Here is a 17,523-nt window from a genome sequence, read left to right as displayed (position 1 = left end):
CATGACAGCTCTCTTCTCCCCGTCCAAGGACGGGGAGAAGGTGCCGGCAGGCGGATGAGGGGCAGCGCCATGCTCTCCAGAAAATTCCTTCGCCGGGCAGCCATAACGCTAGCCTCCTGCGCCGGCATCCTCGCCGTTTCAGCGGCTTCCCTCTGGGAACTCGATCGTGCCTTCCCGCCCCCACTTCCGGCGGAACTCACGGTCTCCACCGAAGTCCAGGACCGCGATGGCCAGCTGCTGCGTGCCTTCGCCACGCCGGACGGCTACTGGCGGCTCGAAACCCATCTCGACCAGGTCGACAAGCAGTTCGTCGACATGCTGGTGACCTATGAGGACAAGCGTTTCTGGGATCATGAGGGTATCGACGTGCTGGCGCTTGGCCGCGCCGCCGCCCAGCTTATCACCAGCGGCCACATCGTCTCAGGCGGCTCGACCTTGTCGATGCAGCTCGCACGCCTGATCGAGCCGCGCGAAAGCCGCAGCCTCGGCTCCAAGATCAAGCAGATGCTGCGCGCCATCCAGATCGAGCGCCGGCTGTCCAAGCGCGAGATCCTCGAACGCTACCTGACGCTGGCGCCCTATGGCGGCAATCTCGAAGGGGTGCGGGCCGCCTCGCTCGCCTATTTCGGCAAGGAGCCGAAGCGGCTCACCGTCTCGGAAGCCGCCTTGCTCGTCGCCCTGCCCCAATTGCCGGAAAAGCGCCGCCCCGACCGCAACCTGGAGATCGCGCATGCCGCCCGCGACCGGGTGCTGACCCGCATGGTCTCATCAGGCCTGATCGGCGAACGCGAGGCGGCGCGCGCAGCACTTGACGACGTGTCGGGCCTGCGCCGCACCTTGCCGGCACTCGCCGCGCACGCCGCCTATGCGATGCTGCCCAGGGCCGTTCCCGGCCAGCCGCTCAAGCTGACGATCCGCAAAAGTGTCCAGCAAGGGCTGGAACAGGTGGCGCGCGACGCCGCCACCAAGCTTGGACCGCGTCTGTCCGTCGCCATGGTGCTGGCCGATTCCCGCACCGGCGACATTCTTGGCGAAGTCGGCTCCGCCAATTTCTTCGATGCCAGCCGTTCCGGCTGGATCGACATGACCAAGATCGTGCGCTCGCCCGGATCGACGCTGAAGCCGTTCATCTATGGCCTCGCCTTCGAACAGGGACTGGTGGCGCAGGAAACGCTGATCGAGGACAGTCCGGTCGATTTCGGCGGCTACAGGCCCAAGAATTTCGACATGGGTTACCAGGGTGATGTCAGCATCCGCCAGGCGCTGCAACTGTCGCTCAACGTGCCCGCGATCCGCGTGCTCGACGCGGTCGGTCCGGCGCGGCTGACGGCGCGCTTCCGCCAAGCCGGCGTCAACCCGATCCTGCCGGTTAACGAAGCGCCGGGCCTGGCCATCGGCCTCGGCGGCGTTGGCGTCACGCTGCGTGATCTGGTCCAGCTCTATACGGGGCTCGCCAATGGCGGCAAGACGCACACGCTGCATGATGGCACCGAGCCGACCAATGCCGAACGCACCACCGCTACCATCCTCAACGACCAGGCGAACTGGCAAATCATCGACATCCTCTCGGGGGTCAAACCGCCGGAAGGCGCCTTGCAGCGCGGCATCGCCTACAAGACCGGCACCTCCTACGGCTACCGCGACGCTTGGTCGGTCGGCTTCGACGGCCGTTATGTGCTGGGCGTCTGGGTCGGCCGCCCCGATGCCGGCGCGGTGCCGGGCCTTTCCGGCTATGTCTCGGCCGCTCCCATCCTGTTCGAAGGCTTTGTCCGCTCCGGCCTTGCCACCGTGCCGCTGCCGGGCAAGCCGCCCGGCGCCTTCACCCCCAAGCGCGAGGACCTGCCGGTGACGCTCGCCCGCTTCGGCGCCGGCGCCGACGGCCTGGTGCAGGCAACAGCGACCGAACCCGCCCCAACCATCATCTTCCCGCCGGACGGCGCCCGCGTCGACCTCGCCACGAATTCGGCCGATGCCTCGCCGCTGGTGCTCAAACTGCAAGGCGGACGTGCGCCGTTCCGCTGGCTGGCCAATGGCAAGCCGCTCGCTGGTATCGACCGCCGCCGCACCGCGACCTGGCTGCCCGATGGCGCCGGCTACTCGACGCTGACCGTGATCGACGCGGCGGGCCGGGCGGCGAGCGTGAACGTGTTTGTTGAATGAAGGCCTTCCTTGAGAATGAAGGCCTTCCTTGAATAGAATGCGCCAGGCGATTCAACGCATTGGCTTTTGCGCGCTGGCTGTTGCGGCTTTCGTTCTGCCCGCGCGTGCCAGCCCTCTCCCTGCCGGCTTTGTTCGGCTTGCCGATATCGACCCCTCGATCCGCCAGGACATCCGCTACGCCGGATCTGATGATTTCCTGCACCGCAAGGTGAGCGGCTATGACGCGCCGGTCTGCATTCTCACCTTGCAGGCGGCGCAAGCTCTCGCCGGTCTCCAGAAGGCGATCGTCGCCAAGGGTCTGACGCTGGTCGTGTTCGACTGCTATCGCCCTGCCCGTGCGGTGGCAGATATGGGCGAATGGACGCGTGAAGGTGGCCCGCCCGATCCGCAATGGTATCCGAAGGTCAAGCGCGGCGACCTCATTGCCAAAGGCTATGTCGGCGAACTGTCAACCCATTCACGCGGCTCGACAATCGATGTCGCCATAGCGCCTGTCGGCAGCACGGCTGCGCCGAAACCGGCCTGCGGCGCTGTCGATGCCAACACGCTCGATTTCGGCACCGGCTTCGACTGTTTCGACCCGATGAGCGAAACCGCCCACCGCCCGCTCGGCGACGAAGCAGCGGCAAACCGCAAGCTGCTCGTCGATGTCATGCGTGCCGGCGGTTTCAAGAACTATGCGCGCGAATGGTGGCACTTCACGCTGACAAACGAACCGTTCGCCCGGCAGCGCTTCGACTTTCCCATTACTGCGGAGTGATCCCCCCATCAGTCCCCTACGGCCTTGCCCCGACACCTCACATTTCTAGATAGGTCTGATAGCCGCGTGGATTCGCGTCGATCACGCGCAGGGGAAAATATTTCTCCTATATGCAAAATCTCATCGAAGATTTTCTTCAAGAGGGCAAAAAAGGCAACATTCGATGCATCTTATTTCTATCAATTCGGTAGATTTGGCGCGGGTTCAACGGAGGCAGAAATGACCAAACCTCATTTCAGGAAACTGCTCGGCGCACTGGTCGCCACATCTGTCCAGTTCGGGACGCTCGGTTTCGCGTTTGCCGACACCACCATTCTCAACGTGTCCTACGATCCGACACGTGAGCTCTACAAAGCCTATGACGAGGCGTTTGCCGCCCACTGGAAGGCCGAGACCGGCGAGACGGTGACCATCCAGCAGTCACATGGCGGATCGGGCGCCCAGGCCCGCGCCGTGATCGACGGCCTCGACGCCGACGTGGTGACTCTGGCGCTCGAGGGCGACATCAACGCCATCGTCTCCAAGTCGAAGAAAATCAACCCCGACTGGCGCAAGAAATTCGAAAACAATTCAGCGCCTTACACCTCGACCATCATCTTCCTGGTCCGCAAGGGCAACCCCAAGGGCATTCACGACTGGAGCGATCTGGTCAAGGACGGCGTCCAGGTGATCACGCCGAACCCGAAGACTTCGGGCGGCGCGCGCTGGAACTACCTCGCCGCCTGGGCCTACGCCAACGCCCATGATGGCGGCGACGAGACCAAGAACAAGGAATTCGTCGGCAAGCTCTACGCCAATGCTCCGGTGCTCGACACCGGCGCCCGCGGCTCGACCGTGACCTTCGCGCAAAAGGGCATTGGCGACGTGCTGATCGGCTGGGAAAACGATGCCTATCTGGCGCTCGACGAATTCGGCGCCGACAATTTCGAGATCGTCTATCCGCCGACCTCGATCCTGGCCGAGCCGCCGGTGGCGATTGTCGACGCCAATGTCGATGCCAAGGGCACGCGCAAAGTAGCCGAAGCCTATCTCGGCTGGCTCTATTCCAAGGAAGCGCAGACGATCATCGCCAAGAACCACTATCGTCCGGCCAAGCCCGAACTGGTGGCGCCGGCGGATATTCCGAAGACGCCTGATATCAAGCTGATCTCCATCGACGATCCGCTTTTCGGCGGCTGGAAGAAGGCACAGCCTTATCATTTCGGCGACGGTGGTATATTCGACCAGATCTACAAGCCGGCCCAGTGAGCTAAATCTAGATCAGGACGACATGACCACAGCACCCGCGCAGGCGGGGTGGCGTTTCAAGCAGCCGAGCGTCATTCCGGGTTTCGGATTGACGCTCGGCTTCTCGCTTGCCTACCTCACCCTCATCATTCTCATCCCGCTGTCCGGGCTGGTCTGGCGCTCGGCCTCACTCGGCTGGACCGAGTTCTGGGCCATCGCCACCGATCGCCGTACGCTGAATGCGCTTGAAATCAGCTTCGGCACCGCCTTCATCGCGGCGGCCGTCAATGTCGTTTTCGGCACGCTGGTCGCCTGGGTGCTGGTGCGCTACCGCTTCCCTGGCCGCCGCATCGTCGACGCCATGGTCGACCTGCCCTTCGCGCTGCCGACGGCGGTGGCCGGCATCGCGCTCACCACGCTCTACGCACCAAACGGCTGGATCGGCAAATTGCTGCTGCCGCTCGGCATCAAGGTCGCCTATACGCCGCTCGGCATCGTCATCGCGCTGATTTTCATCGGCCTGCCCTTTGTCGTGCGCACCGTGCAGCCTATCATGGAGGAAATCGACAAGGAGGTGGAGGAGGCAGCAGCCACGCTTGGCGCCAGCCGCTTCCAGATCATCACCCGCGTGCTGTTCCCGGGCCTGGCGCCGGCCATCATCACCGGCTTTTCGCTGGCCTTTGCCCGCGGCGTCGGCGAATATGGCTCGGTCATCTTCATCGCCGGCAATCTGCCCTACAAATCCGAGATCGCGCCGCTTCTGATCGTAATCCGGCTTGAGGAATACAATTACCCGGCGGCGACCGCGATCGCGGCGATCATGCTAGCTCTGTCGTTCGTCATGCTTCTGATTGTCAATCTCGTGCAGACATGGAGCCGCAAGCGCTATGGCTGACCCCGAGATCAAATCCTACGAACCCTACCATGAGAGCCGCTCGGCGGCGGTGACCGAAAGCCGTCCGGCGCAAGCCGTGCTGATGGCCATCGCATTTGCCTTCCTCGGCATCTTTCTGCTCTTGCCGCTGATCATCGTCTTCCATGAGGCGCTGGCGAAAGGCATCGGTGCCTATACGCAAGCGCTGGTCGAACCGGACGCACGCTCGGCCATCCACCTGACACTGCTTGTCGCTGCGATCTCGGTGCCGCTCAACGTCGTCTTCGGCATCTCCGCCGCCTGGGCCATCGCCAAATTCGAGTTCAAGGGCAAGGCCTTCCTGACGACGCTGATCGACCTGCCCTTCTCGGTCTCGCCGGTCATTTCAGGCCTGGTCTATGTGCTTTTGTTCGGCGCGCAGGGGCTGCTTGGCGGTTGGCTGAAAATGCACGGCATCCAGATTTTGTTCGCCGTGCCCGGCATCGTGCTCGCCACCGTCTTCGTCACCTTCCCCTTCGTCGCCCGCGAACTGATCCCGCTGATGCAGGAACAGGGCAATGGCGACGAGGAGGCAGCGCTTTCGCTTGGCGCCAATGGCTGGCAGACCTTCTGGTACGTGACGCTGCCCAACATCAAATGGGGGCTGCTCTACGGCGTGCTGTTGTGCAACGCCCGCGCCATGGGCGAGTTCGGCGCGGTGTCGGTGGTATCGGGCCATATCAGGGGCCTGACCAACACCATGCCCCTGCATGTCGAAATCCTCTACAACGAGTACAACGCGGTGGGCGCCTTCGCCGTCGCCTCATTGCTTGCCGGGCTGGCGCTGGTCACGCTGGTCTTGAAAACATTGCTCGAGATGCGCTACGGCGCCGAGCTTGCCGCGACGCGCGGACATTAGCAGAGGGATTTGTATGGAAGTTCGCGTTGCCAATGTGCGCAAGGAGTTCGAGCGGTTTCCGGCACTGCACGACGTGTCGCTCGACATCAAGTCGGGCGAGCTGATCGCGCTGCTGGGACCATCTGGCTCCGGCAAGACGACGCTGCTGCGGCTGATCGCCGGGCTCGAGCGGCCGACGCGCGGCAAGATTTTCTTCGGCGACGAGGATGCTTCGCAGAAGTCGATCCAGGAGCGCAATGTCGGCTTCGTGTTCCAGCATTATGCGCTGTTCCGGCACATGACCGTGGCCGACAATATCGGCTTTGGCCTGAAGGTCCGGCACGGGCCGTCACGGCCGCCGGCGCAGGAAATCCGCCGCCGCGCTTCCGAACTTCTCGACCTCGTCCAGCTTTCAGGGCTCGAAAAACGCTACCCCGCGCAGCTCTCAGGCGGCCAGCGCCAGCGTGTGGCACTTGCCCGCGCCATGGCGATCGAACCCAAGGTGCTGCTGCTCGACGAGCCGTTCGGTGCGCTCGATGCGCAGGTACGCCGGGAATTGCGCCGCTGGCTGCGCGAGATCCATGACCGCACCGGCCACACCACCGTCTTCGTCACCCACGATCAGGAAGAGGCGCTGGAGCTTGCCGACCGCGTCGTGGTGATGAGCCAGGGCCGCATCGAGCAGGTCGGCACCGCCGACGACATCTACGACACCCCGAACTCCCCTTTCGTCTACGGCTTCATCGGCGAATCGAACGCGCTTCCCGTTAAGGTCGAGAATGGCGAGATCTGGCTTGCCGACCGTCCGATCGGACTGGCGGCGCCACATGCGCCCGAGGGCGATGCGACGCTCTATTTCCGTCCGCACGACGTCGAACTGCTCGACGGCTGCAGCGGCTGCATCGCCGGCACGGTCGCCGCCAGCCGTCGCGTTGCCGGCACGCGGCGCGTCGAGCTCGAGATCGGCGGCCAGCGCCAGCGGGTCGAGATCGAACTGCCGGTCGGCCATCCCGCGGCGCAGAAGAGCCGGGTGGCGTTCCGTCCGGGACGTTGGAAGCTGTTTCCGGCCGCTTGATCCTCGGCCAACGGCTATTCCAGCCAGTTCTCGACCTTCAGCTTCTGTATCCGGGTGAACTCCCCCATGTTGGCCGTCACCAAAATGGCACCCAGCACGCAGGCGTGAGCGGCAATAAAAAGGTCATTATGGCCAATGGGTTGGCCAATGGCCTCCAGCTCGGCGCGAAGTGCGCCATACTCTGCATCCACCGGCACATCGAGCGGCAGAACAGGGATTTCGGCCAGCAATTCCTCGACCTTCCTGAGCAGCTTGGCCGAGCCTTTCCTGGCGCAGCCATATCGCAACTCAGAGGCGACGACGATGCTTGTGCAGACGGCTGCGTCTCCCTCGCGCACCATAGTGCCGGCAGCCTTGCCGGCCGGGTTTCGGATCATCTCGCTGATGATGTTCGTATCCAGCATGAACCGCATTAGAAAATATCCTCGGACTGGACCGGCGCATCGTTGATCTCGGGAAAGTCGTCTTCAGGACCAAGCGGCGCCTCTTTCGCCCATTGGGCGAGCAACGCGCTGAGGCCAGGTTTGCGAACCGGCTCGATGACAAGGCGATCACCTTCGCGGCTGATCAGCACCTTGTCACCCGGCAGCTCGAACTCCACAGGAATGCGCACCGCCTGGCTGCGGTTGTTGCGGAAGAGCTTTGCCTCCTTCGGTGGCGTCGTTGGATGACGGTGCTCGGACATGATGGCGCCTCGCTTTGTATATGCCATATGTATATGCCAAATACCGTAAGCATTCAAGGTGCAGAAAGAATCGGGCTCTGGGAGCCGCCCGCTGGAACAGAATTCCAAGCACTCGCTGTTTCGGCGACGTCTTTTCTCGCGACAAAGCGATGATGCTGCGCTGTGTACCTCGCTGCCTATCGTCCCGCACGGCTATGCTTAACCCATAAACGCATTGCATCGGAGCCCTATTTTCATGAAGCGATTTTTCCTTGGCGTTGCCACTGTCGCCGGCCTGTTCCTCGCATCCTCCCAAGCCTGGTCGGCCGACAAGCTGCTCAACGCCTCTTATGACGTCGGCCGCGAGCTGTTCGTCCAGGTCAACAAGGCCTTCATTGCCCAGCATCCGGGCGTGACCATCGACCAGTCGCATGCCGGCACATCCGCTCAGGCGCGTGCCATCGCCGAGGGCCTCGGCGCCGATGTCGTCACCTTCAACCAGGTCACCGACATCGACTTTCTGGTCAAGAAAGGCTTTGTCTCGGCCGATTGGCAGAAGGATTTCGCCAACAACGCCTCGCCCTTCTATTCGCTGCCTTCGTTCCTCGTGCGCGCCGGCAACCCCAAGCACATCAAGGACTGGAACGATCTGGTGCGCGACGACGTGCAGGTGATCTTCCCCAACCCGAAAACCTCCGGCAATGCGCGCTACACCTATCTGGCGGCCACGGCTTACGCCAAGGAAGCCTTCAAGGGCGATGATGCCAAGGTGAAGGAATTCATCACCAAGCTGTTCAACAACGTGCCGGTCTTCGACACGGGCGGGCGCGCCGCGACCACCACTTTCGTGCAGCGCGAGATCGGCGACGTGCTGATCACCTTCGAGTCCGAGACGCGCGGCATCCGCAAGGAGTATGGCGACGACAAGTTCGAGCAGGTCACGCCTTCGGTCAGCCTGCTTGCCGAATTCCCGGTGGCGATCGTCGACAAGGTCGCCGACGAGCACGGCACGCGCGATCTGGCCAAGACCTATCTCGATTTCCTCTACACGCCCGAAGGCCAGGACATCCTCGCCCAGAATGGCAACCGGGTGCGTGACGCAGCGGTCGCCGCCAAATACAAGGCCGACTTCCCGCAGGTGCGCCTGCTGACGGTTGAAGACGTCTTCGGCGGCTGGGACAAGATCCAGAAAGAGCATTTCGCCGCCGGCGGCCTTCTCGACCAGGCCTATGGCAGCCGCTGACGGTTTCAGCGTTTGAACTCACCGAGAAGGCCGGCGCTTTGCCGGCCTTCTTTCGTTTCAGGCCTGTTATCCCTGGATATCAGCGTCATTCCTGCAAAACGTTACAAAGAATCAACGCGTTTGTGCCTAATGTGCCAATCGGCCGGCTTGTTTTGGCGAAACATCATCGTGTGATCAAAACGTCATTATTTGCACACAAACAGTCGCCAGATGCGGTGTGGTTGGGGCTTTAACGGGTTGACTCGGGCATGCTGACGAAAAAAGGCAAATACGGCCTCAAGGCCCTCGTGCATCTCTCCAGTCTGCCGATTGGCCAACTGGCCTTCGTCAACGACATCGCGGTCGCCAACAACATCCCGAAGAAATTTCTCGATGCCATTCTGGGCGAATTGCGCAATGCCGGCTTCGTCCAGAGCCGCAAGGGCAAGGAAGGCGGCTATCGCCTCGCCCGCCCGGCCTCCGAGATCAAGATCGGCCATGTCGTGCGCGTGCTGGACGGGCCGCTGGCGCCGATACCTTGCGCCAGCCGCACGCAGTACCAGCGCTGCGAGGATTGCGACGAAGCCACCTGCCAGGTCCGGCACATGATGCTGGAAGTGCGCCAGGCGATCGCCGAGGTGCTTGATAACAGAAGCCTCGCCGCCATGCGCGATGCCGACAACGACGATTTCCCGGTCGAACTGTCTTCGCAGATCTAGATCGACCACTGGCACCCGGCGTTCATCATCGTAAGATGCGCTCAGGCGCATAAAGCGTTTTGCAACAGGAACGGATGGACGCCCGTCGGATGAGGCTGTCAAGGTTCGCGAAATCCCGCAGGCCGACCGCCACGGCAAGTTTCCGGACCGAAATCATCGCCGACGTCCCTGTACCGGAAAGGGCTGAGCACGTCCGCTTCTTCAGCCGCAAGGTCGTCCACCCCGGCAGGGTGCGCCGGTTCTCGAACCGGGACCTTCGCGAAAGCCTACTCGCCATCTTCTATCTCGCGGTCGCGGCTGCAGTGCCGGTGCGTTGGTGGGCGTCGATTTGCGATCGAATGTCCCAGCTTCGCCTGAAACGCCATGTGCGCAAGCAATTTCCAGCCTATGCCGACGCCACGCGCGCAGTGCTTGGCAGCAGCATCGACGCGCGCAAACTGTTCGAGGCCTTGCTCGCGGCGCGTCACCGCCGCCGGCTGCAGCTTGCCGCGCACGTCGCCGGCTTCCGATGGTCACCGACCATCCTGCTGGAGGGGCAGGAAGGGCTGCAAGCAGCCTTGCGGCGTGGCCACGGCGCCATCATCTGGTGCGATCAGTTCACCTCCCAGACCATCTTCGGCAAGCGCGCCCTGCACGAGGCTGATGTCGAGGCGCATCAGGTCAGCGTCAATTCCCACGGTGTCTCGGAATCGATGTTCGGCCTGCGTTTCCTGAACCCGCCGCTGGTCAAGGTCGAGAACCGCTATCTGAAGAGCCGCATCGTCTTCGAGCGCGACGACGCCTACCAGGTCACCATCCGCATCCAGAAGATCCTCAGAGGCAATGGCGTGGTGCTGATGACCAACACCATCCACGCAGGCTCGACCTTCACCGAGGTCGCGATCGGCGAAAGCGGCTGGACGCATCTTGCTTCGGCGCCGGCGAACTTCGCCGCCAGGGGCAAGGCGGCGCTGTTTTCGATGTCGACCTTCGAGACCATTCCCTTCCGCGAATATCGGGCCGTCATCAGCCCGGAGCTGTTGCCGGCTGCAGCCGGGATCGGACGGGACGGAGCCAAGGACATGATGCTGCAGGCACGCTATATCCTGCTCAAGCGTGACCGGCTGCTCGAAGCGCTGAAACTGTTTCCCGAACAGATGCTGATCTGGTCCGGAAGCCGTCGGATGACGGAAGCCTCGGACGAGGTCATGGCCGGTGACGATACCGGCTCATAATCTGGCCAGCAGCCGCATTGCGTCCGCAACGACATTGGCAACGGGACGCGTCGCATCGATTGTCACGGCCCGCTCATCCCTCCCTGGGGGTTCCAGAATGGCAAACTGACTGTCGACCAGGCTTGCCGGCATGAAATGCCCCTTGCGGCTGGCGACCCGCTGCCTTGCCGTCGCCTGATCGATCTCCAGATAGAGGAAGACGATGTCAGCGCAAAAACCGCGCAGGCGCGCGCGGTAGCAGCGCTTCAGCGCTGAGCAGGCCGCGACCACACCTTGCCCTTTGCCAGCCGAAGCCGCGATGCGCTCGCCGATCGCGTCGAGCCAGCCTTCGCGCAACTGGTCGGTAAGCGGCTCGCCGCTTGCCATGCGAGCGACATTCTCCGGTGGATGCAGTCTGTCGCCTTCGATGAAGGCAGCGCCGAGCGCGGCTGCCAGCGCGATGCCGACCGCCGATTTGCCGCAGCCTGCGACACCCATCACCACGATGGCCGGAGGCACTGAGCCGGGAGCGCTCGTTGGCGCCTGCGCTGCTTCTTCGTCCACGACTAGAGCATGATGCCGAAAAGTGTGAAGCGGTTTTCGGATGACATCATGCTCTATCTCCTTGAATTAGAGGCGGATTCAGATTTCTGGTCGATTCGACCTGAAATCATCCGGCTCTAGCGGCTTGCCGGCGCGCGGCCATAGAGCAACAGCATGGCGACGATGACGACGCCATAAATGATCTGCCGGCCCGCCTCCGGCATCTGCATGACCGAGAGAATGGATTGCAAGAGCGTGATCAGGATGACGCCGGCGACGGTGCCGAGGTAGGAACCGCGCCCACCGAGGATAGAGGTGCCGCCAAGCACCACGGCGGCGATCGACGGCAGCAGGTATGCATCGCCCATCGACTGCGCCGCCTTGGAGGCATAGCCGGCCAGAAGCACGCCCCCGAAAGCCGAGAGTCCGCCGGAGACGGCGAAGGCGATCATCACCACACGCCTTGTGTCGATGCCGGAGAGATAGGCCGCTCGCTCGCGGTTGCCGATGCCGTAGACGGTGCGGCCAAAGCCGGTGCGGGTCAGCACGAACACCATCGCGGCACCGATGACAGCCCAGATGATGACCGCGTTGGGCACGCCCGGAATTGTAAAACCCGTCGCTAGGTAGCGCATTGCGCGGGTTGCCGAATCCTGGGGCGAGAAGCCGCCGGTGTAGACCACCATCAGCCCTTGCGCGACAGCGTTGGTGGCCAGCGTGATGATCATCGAGGGAATGCGCAGATAGGCGACGCCGATGCCGTTGACGATACCGATCAGCACGCCGCAGAAGATGCCGAACGGAATGGCCAGCGCCACGCCGACCGGGCCGTAGGCTGCTGCAGCGCAAGCCATCATTGCGCCGGCCGCCACCGACCATGGCACCGACAGGTCGATCTGGCCGAGCAGCACGACCAGCATCATGCCGGTGGCGATGACGCCGAGGAACGAGGCGACCTTGAGCTGCTGCAGCAGATATTCGGGTGACAGGAAGCTTCTGGAATAGAGGCTGCCGAGGAACAGCAGCAGCACGATACAGGCGAATGCCGTCAGGACCGCCGGGTCGGCGCGGCGGATGAATTTGGGCATGCGGCCGGCAATGCCACCAAGCGTCGTTTCGCTCACAGGAACCACTCCAGCCGGTTACGGACCCGAAACAGGGCGAAGGCGCCGAGGCTGACGGCGATCAGCAGGATAACGCCCTGGAACAGCGGCTGCCAGAGCGGATCGAAATCGAACACGAACAACAAATCGCCGATGGTGCGGAAGGCGAGCGCACCGAAGATGGCGCCGATGGCGCTGCCCTTGCCGCCGAACAGCGAGACGCCGCCAAGCACCACGGCGGCGATCGAGAACAGCGTGTAGGCGTTGCCGCTGGCATAGGCCGCGTCGCCCGTATAGGTGAAGAAGGTCAGGAACAGCCCACCGATCGCGGCCAGCAGCCCGGCCAGCGTGTAGGCGGCGAACTTGCCGCGCCTTATCGGCACGCCGGACATGTAGGCCGCCGTCTCCGACGAACCCGCCGCGTAGGCAGCCCGGCCAAGCACCGAGCGGCTGAACGGCACCCAGATCACCAGCACGATGGCGAGCAGCACGACGAGGCTCGCCGGCACCACATCGAAGACGCGGCCGGTCAGCGCATCGGCCAGATCCTCATTGACCGAACCGCCCGGGAAGGGCCGCAGCAAAAGGCCGATGCCGTAATAGACGGCCCCGGTGGCGATGGTGGCGACGATCGGCTGCAGCCGTCCGTAGATGACGATGGCGCCGTTGATGGCGCCACAGAGAAGGCCAACCGCCAATACGGCTATGACGCCGAGCGTGGTCTGCATCGGCGTGCCCACCACCAGCCAGGAGGCCAGGCAGTTGGTGAGGAGGAAAATCATGCCGACGGACAGGTCGATGCCGGCGGTGATCACCACCAGTGTCTGCGCCATGGCGACGAAGGCGAGCAGCACGCCCTTGTTCGCCGCCGTCTGCACGACATTGGCGGTGAAGCCGGCCGGATGGTTCGATGTGTAGATGACGAACATGACGATGAAGATGCCGAGCGCCAGCAGCGTTCCGCGCTGCTCGGCCAGCCAATAGCGCCAATCTTTCACGCGCTTGCTCCCAGGCCCACCGGGCTCTCCTCGCCATGGATGTTGAGCGCGCTCGCTATCAGCGCCCGTTCGGTAATCTCGGCGCCGACCAGCTCGCGCTTGACGGCGCCGTCATAGAGCACCAGCACCCGGTCGCAGCAGCCGATCAGCTCGTCATAGTCAGTCGAATAGAACAGGATCGCCGCACCCGCGTCGGCAAGCTTGCGCATCAGCTGGTAGAGCTCCTGCTTGGTGCCGACATCGATGCCGCGTGTCGGATCGTTGAGCAGGATGATGCGCGGCTGGCGCATCAGCCATTTGGCGATGACCACCTTTTGCTGGTTGCCGCCCGACAGCGCGCCGACCGGAATGTCGAGGCCCGCTGTCTTGATCGCCAGAAGGCCGACCATGTCGTCGATCAGCCGCTGTTCGGCGGCGCGGTCGATGATGCCGCCCCTGGACAGCCGGTCGAGCGCGGCGAAGGACAGGTTTTCGCGCACTGTCATCGGCAACATCAGTCCTTCGGTCTTGCGGTCCTCCGGGATCAGCGCCATGCCGATACCATCCCGCCGCGCCTTCGCGGGGCTGCCGATCGTCACCGGCTTGCCGTCGATCAGCACCTCGCCGGAAAGACCGCGCAGCACGCCGAAGAAGGCAAGCAGCAATTCGCGCTGGCCCTGGCCGTCGAGACCGCCGAGACCGACCACCTCGCCTGCCCTGACCGTCAGCGAGATGTTGTCCAGCCGGTCGGTCCACGAGAGCTTGCGGGCTTCAAGCCTGGGTGCGGCTGTAGCTGGCACGGTCGCAGGCTTGGGCGGGAAGATGTGACTGTATTCGCGGCCGATCATCAGTTCGACCACCTCATTGTCGCTCTTGGAGCCGGCCTTGTAGCTGGCGACGTTGCGGCCGTTGCGGAACACCGTGCACTGATCGGCGAGTTCCGCGATCTCATTCATGCGGTGCGAGATGTAGAGCAGCGCCAGCCCTTCCCTACGCAATCGCTTCAGCACGCCAAAAATGTTCGAGACATCCGCCGCGGTGAGCGCGGACGTCGCCTCGTCGAGGATCAGGACGCGCGGTTTTCTGGCCAGCGCCTTGGCGATCTCGACCATCTGCCGGCGCGACAAGGGCAAGTCCTTGACCAGCGCCAACGGATGGATGTCGGCAGCACCCGCGCGCGCCAATGCCTCCTCGGCGATGCGGCGCTGCGCCTTGCGGTCGATCATGCCGAAGCGTTTGGGCGGATCCGATATGAGGATGTTGTCGGCGACGCTGAGTTCCGGAACCAGCGACAGTTCCTGGAAGATGCAGACGATGCCTGCCTTGTTGGCGGCAGCCGGCGAAGCGAAGGTCACCTCACGGCCATCCAGCATCATGCGGCCTTCGTCGGCCGCGACGACGCCCGCCATCACCTTGATCAGCGTCGATTTGCCGGCGCCGTTTTCGCCAAGGATGGCGTGGATGTTGCCGGACGTGACGACAAGCTCCGCCTTTTCCAGCGCTCGCACGCCGCCATAGCGTTTGGATATGCCTTCCATCTGGAAGAGCGGAACCGCACCGTCCATCGGCCCTCCCGAGGCACTTTGACGACCAAGGATATCGAGTGGTCGGCGCCGCAGGAGATCCCGCGGCGCCGGGTGTGCAGCCTACTGGTCAGCCTTGGTCTGACCCATGATTTCCTGCGCAGTGAAGTTGATCCCGCAGGTCGGGAAGGAATTACCGACGAAGAAATTGTCGGACTGGTCGGGGAAGAAATCCTGACCGGCCTTGAAGTTGGGATCCTCGACGATCGCCAGCGGCAGCTTGACCGACTGCGGGACGACATTGCCTTCAAGCGCTGCGATCGCGGTCTTGATGGCAACCGCCACCTGCGCCGGGCCGGTACCGGCTGACGAGCATTTCAACCCGTCGGCCGCGTGGGCCGCGCAGAACTTGCGGAAGCCGTTCTCGGTCTCGCCGCCGAACGGCACGAACGGATGCTTGGCATCGATCATCGCCTGCACGATGCCGGTGTCGCCGCCCTGTCCCGTGACGCCGTCGAAGGGGCCGTTGGTGGCGATTGCATCGGCCGAAGCCTTTTGCGCAACGCCGTCATCCCACTTGCCGACGACTTCGGTGACGTCCCACTTCTTGCCAGAGGCATCGAGAACCTCATGGATGCCGGTGTGGCGGTCGGTGTCGACCGATGTGCCGGCAACGCCGCGCACCTCGAGCACCTTGCCGCCGTTCGGCACATGCGAGACCAGCCATTTGCCCCACAGCTCGCCAAGACCCTTCTGGTCGACGTTGACGTTGATGGCATCCTTGGTGTCGAGAATGTTGTCGAAGGCAACCAGCACGACGCCGGCTTCCTTGGCGCGCTTGATCACCGGCCCGAAGGCGGTCGGGTTCTGTGCGTTGACGACGATGGCGTCATAGCCGGAATCGATGAAGTTGTTGATCGCCGAAATCTGCGCCGGCACGTCTTCGCCGGTCGAGACGACTTTGAATTCCTTCAGCTTCGCGGCGACGTCCTTCTGCGCCGCATAGGCCTTCGCGGTCTGCACCATCTGGATACGCCAGGTGTTGGCGATATAGCCGTTGGCGAGCGCAATGCGGTATGGGCCGGCCTTCTTGGGGAACTTGAAGAACAGCGTGTCCGCGGCCCAGGGTGAGAAGCAATCCGGCTCGGCCGCCGGACCCTTGACGATTTCAGGACCCGCGGCAATCGCCGACGAGCTCAACATGACGAATGCAGTGGCGGCAACGATGCCACCAACAAGTGACTTGATCATCGATAATCCTCCCGATTGCAGTTCTGATTTGTCTGTTCAGTTTTATGGAATTTTCGCGCTTCCGGCTGGCCCCTCCGCCTTGCCCAGTCACGCCTACCAAGGTGCCGAAGGCCTCCGCGATCCCTCCCCTTGCCGCCCCCTTCAGCGGGGTGAAATCTATCATATTATACATAATAAACAAGCATGAGCTGTTGCTTATGTATAATAAACAGGCTCAGCATCTAAGTGGTTATACCCGCTCAATAAAAATGGTAGCGCTACCATGACGTTGTGTAAAGCGCCATTTGCGGGCGGTCTCGAAAGCGTATTCAGCGTGCTGTGCTCTCGCGGCGTTTGAGCTCGAAGCCGAGGTCGACGATCCGCTCCTGCGGCCTGTCGCCAGAGATTGCCGCCAGTGCCATGGCGACGGCGCGCCTGCCGATTTCGTAGCGGTAGGTGCGGATGCTTGTGATCGAGGGAAAGGCCACCTGCATCATGTCGAGATCGTTGAAGCCGACGATGCCGATCGTCTTCGGCACGTCGATCGAGGCCCGATGGCACTCGAACAGCACGCCGAGCGCGATGTCGTCATTGTTGCAGAACACGCCATCGAGCGTCGGCATCTTGGCCAGCGCATCGCGGAAGAGTTCGCGGCCGAGTGGCACGCTGGACAGCACCGGCGTGGTGGTGACCAGGCGCGGGTCGAACAGGCCGGCTTTCTCCATCGCCGCGCGATAACCGGCCAACCGCCGCTGCGAACGCGGGTCCATGCGCGCGCCGATGAAGCCGATGCGCCGATATCCCGCCTCGATCAGATGCTCGGTCGCCGCCCTGCCGCCGTCGAGATGCGAGAAGCCGACCATCATGTCGACGGGTTCGGGTCCGGTCTCCATCACCTGCACAACCGGGCAGCCGGCATTTTCCAGCAGTTTTCGCGAGGTCGGCGTCTGGTCGATGCCGGCCACGATCAGCGCCGCCGGCCGCTGCGAGCCGAACACCTGCAAAAGCCGCTCTTCCTCAAGTCCCGAATAGTGCGTGTTGCCGAGTTGGATGCGGAACGGGCTGTCGGACAGGCTGTCATAGATGCCGCGCACCACTTCGGCGAAGACGTTGTTGGTGAGTGACGGCACCAGCACGCCGAACACTTCGGCGCGCGCCGAGGCCAGCGCCCGCGCATTGGGGTCCGGCACATAGCCAAGCTCGTCGACGGCGGCCTGGATCTGCCGGCGCAATTCCTCGGAGACACGCTCCGGCTCGCGCAGCGCACGCGACACGGTGATGGCGCCGACGCCGGCCTTGCGCGCGACATCCGATATGGTCGGGCGACCGCCGCCCCGGCGCGAGCGTGGCTTGATCAAGGCCACGGCCCGCAGCCG

17 protein-coding genes are annotated in these 17,523 nt (G+C 63.2%); 9 read left to right on the top strand and 8 right to left on the bottom strand.

The genetic code is table 11. The annotated features are described in order from the left end of the window. The first annotated feature begins 69 nt into the window (after nucleotides 1-69). From pbpC to A3A9_RS0105370, 6 genes are all read left to right on the top strand, one after another. Complete coding sequence (pbpC, locus tag A3A9_RS0105395) at nucleotides 70-2,160, top strand: penicillin-binding protein 1C (RefSeq protein ID WP_152536067.1); 2,091 nt, start codon at nucleotides 70-72, stop codon at nucleotides 2,158-2,160. Nucleotides 2,161-2,197: 37 nt separating this feature from the next. Beyond that, nucleotides 2,198-2,920, top strand: a complete 723-nt coding sequence (locus A3A9_RS0105390; RefSeq protein ID WP_051370767.1) for a M15 family metallopeptidase — start codon at nucleotides 2,198-2,200, stop codon at nucleotides 2,918-2,920. 219 nt (nucleotides 2,921-3,139) lie between these two features. Next, nucleotides 3,140-4,168 carry a sulfate ABC transporter substrate-binding protein gene (locus A3A9_RS0105385; protein ID WP_027057853.1) on the top strand — a complete coding sequence of 343 codons (1,029 nt, stop codon included), beginning with the start codon at nucleotides 3,140-3,142 and terminating at the stop codon, nucleotides 4,166-4,168. A gap of 22 nt (nucleotides 4,169-4,190) precedes the next feature. After that, nucleotides 4,191-5,042 carry a sulfate ABC transporter permease subunit CysT gene (gene cysT, locus A3A9_RS0105380; protein WP_027057852.1) on the top strand — a complete coding sequence of 284 codons (852 nt, stop codon included), beginning with the start codon at nucleotides 4,191-4,193 and terminating at the stop codon, nucleotides 5,040-5,042. Beyond that, complete coding sequence (gene cysW / locus A3A9_RS0105375; RefSeq protein ID WP_033838357.1) at nucleotides 5,035-5,919, top strand: sulfate ABC transporter permease subunit CysW; 885 nt, start codon at nucleotides 5,035-5,037, stop codon at nucleotides 5,917-5,919. Before cysT ends, cysW begins: the two co-directional genes overlap by 8 nt. A 13-nt stretch (nucleotides 5,920-5,932) precedes the next feature. Beyond that, on the top strand, nucleotides 5,933-6,973 hold the full coding sequence (locus A3A9_RS0105370; protein WP_027057850.1) for a sulfate/molybdate ABC transporter ATP-binding protein: 1,041 nt from the start codon (nucleotides 5,933-5,935) through the stop codon (nucleotides 6,971-6,973). A gap of 14 nt (nucleotides 6,974-6,987) precedes the next feature. Here A3A9_RS0105370 and A3A9_RS0105365 read toward each other — a convergent pair whose 3' ends face one another. Both A3A9_RS0105365 and A3A9_RS0105360 read right to left on the bottom strand, forming a co-directional pair. Further along, the gene (locus A3A9_RS0105365; RefSeq protein ID WP_027057849.1) at nucleotides 6,988-7,386 is read right to left on the bottom strand and encodes a type II toxin-antitoxin system VapC family toxin; all 399 of its coding nucleotides are present in this window, start codon (nucleotides 7,384-7,386) and stop codon (nucleotides 6,988-6,990) included. Further along, nucleotides 7,386-7,658, bottom strand: a complete 273-nt coding sequence (locus A3A9_RS0105360; RefSeq protein WP_027057848.1) for an AbrB/MazE/SpoVT family DNA-binding domain-containing protein — start codon at nucleotides 7,656-7,658, stop codon at nucleotides 7,386-7,388. The genes A3A9_RS0105365 and A3A9_RS0105360 overlap by 1 nt, the downstream gene beginning before the upstream one ends. Nucleotides 7,659-7,893: 235 nt before the next feature. Between A3A9_RS0105360 and A3A9_RS0105355 the strand changes: the two genes are divergently transcribed. The 3 genes from A3A9_RS0105355 (at nucleotide 7,894) to A3A9_RS0105345 (ending at nucleotide 10,792) form a co-directional block, all read left to right on the top strand. Beyond that, nucleotides 7,894-8,880 (top strand): sulfate ABC transporter substrate-binding protein, encoded by a 987-nt coding sequence (locus tag A3A9_RS0105355; protein WP_027057847.1) that lies wholly within the window; start codon nucleotides 7,894-7,896, stop codon nucleotides 8,878-8,880. A 248-nt stretch (nucleotides 8,881-9,128) separates the two neighbouring features. Then, the gene (locus A3A9_RS0105350) at nucleotides 9,129-9,578 is read left to right on the top strand and encodes an RrF2 family transcriptional regulator (protein ID WP_027029809.1); all 450 of its coding nucleotides are present in this window, start codon (nucleotides 9,129-9,131) and stop codon (nucleotides 9,576-9,578) included. Nucleotides 9,579-9,667: 89 nt separating this feature from the next. Beyond that, complete coding sequence (locus A3A9_RS0105345) at nucleotides 9,668-10,792, top strand: hypothetical protein (RefSeq protein ID WP_027057846.1); 1,125 nt, start codon at nucleotides 9,668-9,670, stop codon at nucleotides 10,790-10,792. On the opposite strand, the gene A3A9_RS0105340 is transcribed toward A3A9_RS0105345, so the two are convergent. The 6 genes from A3A9_RS0105340 to A3A9_RS0105310 form a co-directional block, all read right to left on the bottom strand. Continuing rightward, nucleotides 10,787-11,335, bottom strand: a complete 549-nt coding sequence (locus A3A9_RS0105340) for a gluconokinase (RefSeq protein ID WP_027057845.1) — start codon at nucleotides 11,333-11,335, stop codon at nucleotides 10,787-10,789. The genes A3A9_RS0105345 and A3A9_RS0105340 overlap by 6 nt on opposite strands. A 116-nt stretch (nucleotides 11,336-11,451) precedes the next feature. Then, a complete protein-coding gene (locus A3A9_RS0105330; RefSeq protein ID WP_027057844.1) occupies nucleotides 11,452-12,438 on the bottom strand; it encodes an ABC transporter permease in 987 nt (328 codons plus the stop codon). Then, complete coding sequence (locus A3A9_RS0105325) at nucleotides 12,435-13,415, bottom strand: ABC transporter permease (protein WP_027057843.1); 981 nt, start codon at nucleotides 13,413-13,415, stop codon at nucleotides 12,435-12,437. The genes A3A9_RS0105330 and A3A9_RS0105325 overlap by 4 nt, the downstream gene beginning before the upstream one ends. Beyond that, on the bottom strand, nucleotides 13,412-14,959 hold the full coding sequence (locus A3A9_RS0105320; RefSeq protein WP_027057842.1) for a sugar ABC transporter ATP-binding protein: 1,548 nt from the start codon (nucleotides 14,957-14,959) through the stop codon (nucleotides 13,412-13,414). Before A3A9_RS0105320 ends, A3A9_RS0105325 begins: the two co-directional genes overlap by 4 nt. Nucleotides 14,960-15,040: 81 nt before the next feature. After that, nucleotides 15,041-16,168: a sugar ABC transporter substrate-binding protein gene (locus tag A3A9_RS0105315; protein WP_027057841.1), complete on the bottom strand. Its 1,128-nt coding sequence runs from the start codon at nucleotides 16,166-16,168 to the stop codon at nucleotides 15,041-15,043. Nucleotides 16,169-16,476: 308 nt separating this feature from the next. After that, on the bottom strand, nucleotides 16,477-17,505 hold the full coding sequence (locus A3A9_RS0105310) for a LacI family DNA-binding transcriptional regulator (RefSeq protein WP_027057840.1): 1,029 nt from the start codon (nucleotides 17,503-17,505) through the stop codon (nucleotides 16,477-16,479). Nucleotides 17,506-17,523: the final 18 nt, after the last annotated feature.

Origin of the sequence: Mesorhizobium loti CJ3sym (assembly GCF_000472785.1) — a bacterium.
Lineage (GTDB): Bacteria > Pseudomonadota > Alphaproteobacteria > Rhizobiales > Rhizobiaceae > Mesorhizobium > Mesorhizobium loti_E.
Note: the sequence above shows the minus strand (reverse complement) of the source record. Positions and strands in the feature narration are given on the sequence as shown.

Coding starts and splice junctions, on each gene's coding strand:
- pbpC (WP_152536067.1), top strand. CDS start 70: ATGCTCTCCAGAAAATTCCTTCGCCGGGCAGCCATAACGCTAGCCTCC.
- A3A9_RS0105320 (WP_027057842.1), bottom strand. CDS start 14,959: ATGGACGGTGCGGTTCCGCTCTTCCAGATGGAAGGCATATCCAAACGC.
- A3A9_RS0105355 (WP_027057847.1), top strand. CDS start 7,894: ATGAAGCGATTTTTCCTTGGCGTTGCCACTGTCGCCGGCCTGTTCCTC.
- A3A9_RS0105360 (WP_027057848.1), bottom strand. CDS start 7,658: ATGTCCGAGCACCGTCATCCAACGACGCCACCGAAGGAGGCAAAGCTC.
- A3A9_RS0105315 (WP_027057841.1), bottom strand. CDS start 16,168: ATGATCAAGTCACTTGTTGGTGGCATCGTTGCCGCCACTGCATTCGTC.
- A3A9_RS0105350 (WP_027029809.1), top strand. CDS start 9,129: ATGCTGACGAAAAAAGGCAAATACGGCCTCAAGGCCCTCGTGCATCTC.
- A3A9_RS0105365 (WP_027057849.1), bottom strand. CDS start 7,386: ATGCGGTTCATGCTGGATACGAACATCATCAGCGAGATGATCCGAAAC.
- A3A9_RS0105385 (WP_027057853.1), top strand. CDS start 3,140: ATGACCAAACCTCATTTCAGGAAACTGCTCGGCGCACTGGTCGCCACA.
- cysT (WP_027057852.1), top strand. CDS start 4,191: ATGACCACAGCACCCGCGCAGGCGGGGTGGCGTTTCAAGCAGCCGAGC.
- cysW (WP_033838357.1), top strand. CDS start 5,035: ATGGCTGACCCCGAGATCAAATCCTACGAACCCTACCATGAGAGCCGC.
- A3A9_RS0105370 (WP_027057850.1), top strand. CDS start 5,933: ATGGAAGTTCGCGTTGCCAATGTGCGCAAGGAGTTCGAGCGGTTTCCG.
- A3A9_RS0105345 (WP_027057846.1), top strand. CDS start 9,668: ATGAGGCTGTCAAGGTTCGCGAAATCCCGCAGGCCGACCGCCACGGCA.
- A3A9_RS0105390 (WP_051370767.1), top strand. CDS start 2,198: ATGCGCCAGGCGATTCAACGCATTGGCTTTTGCGCGCTGGCTGTTGCG.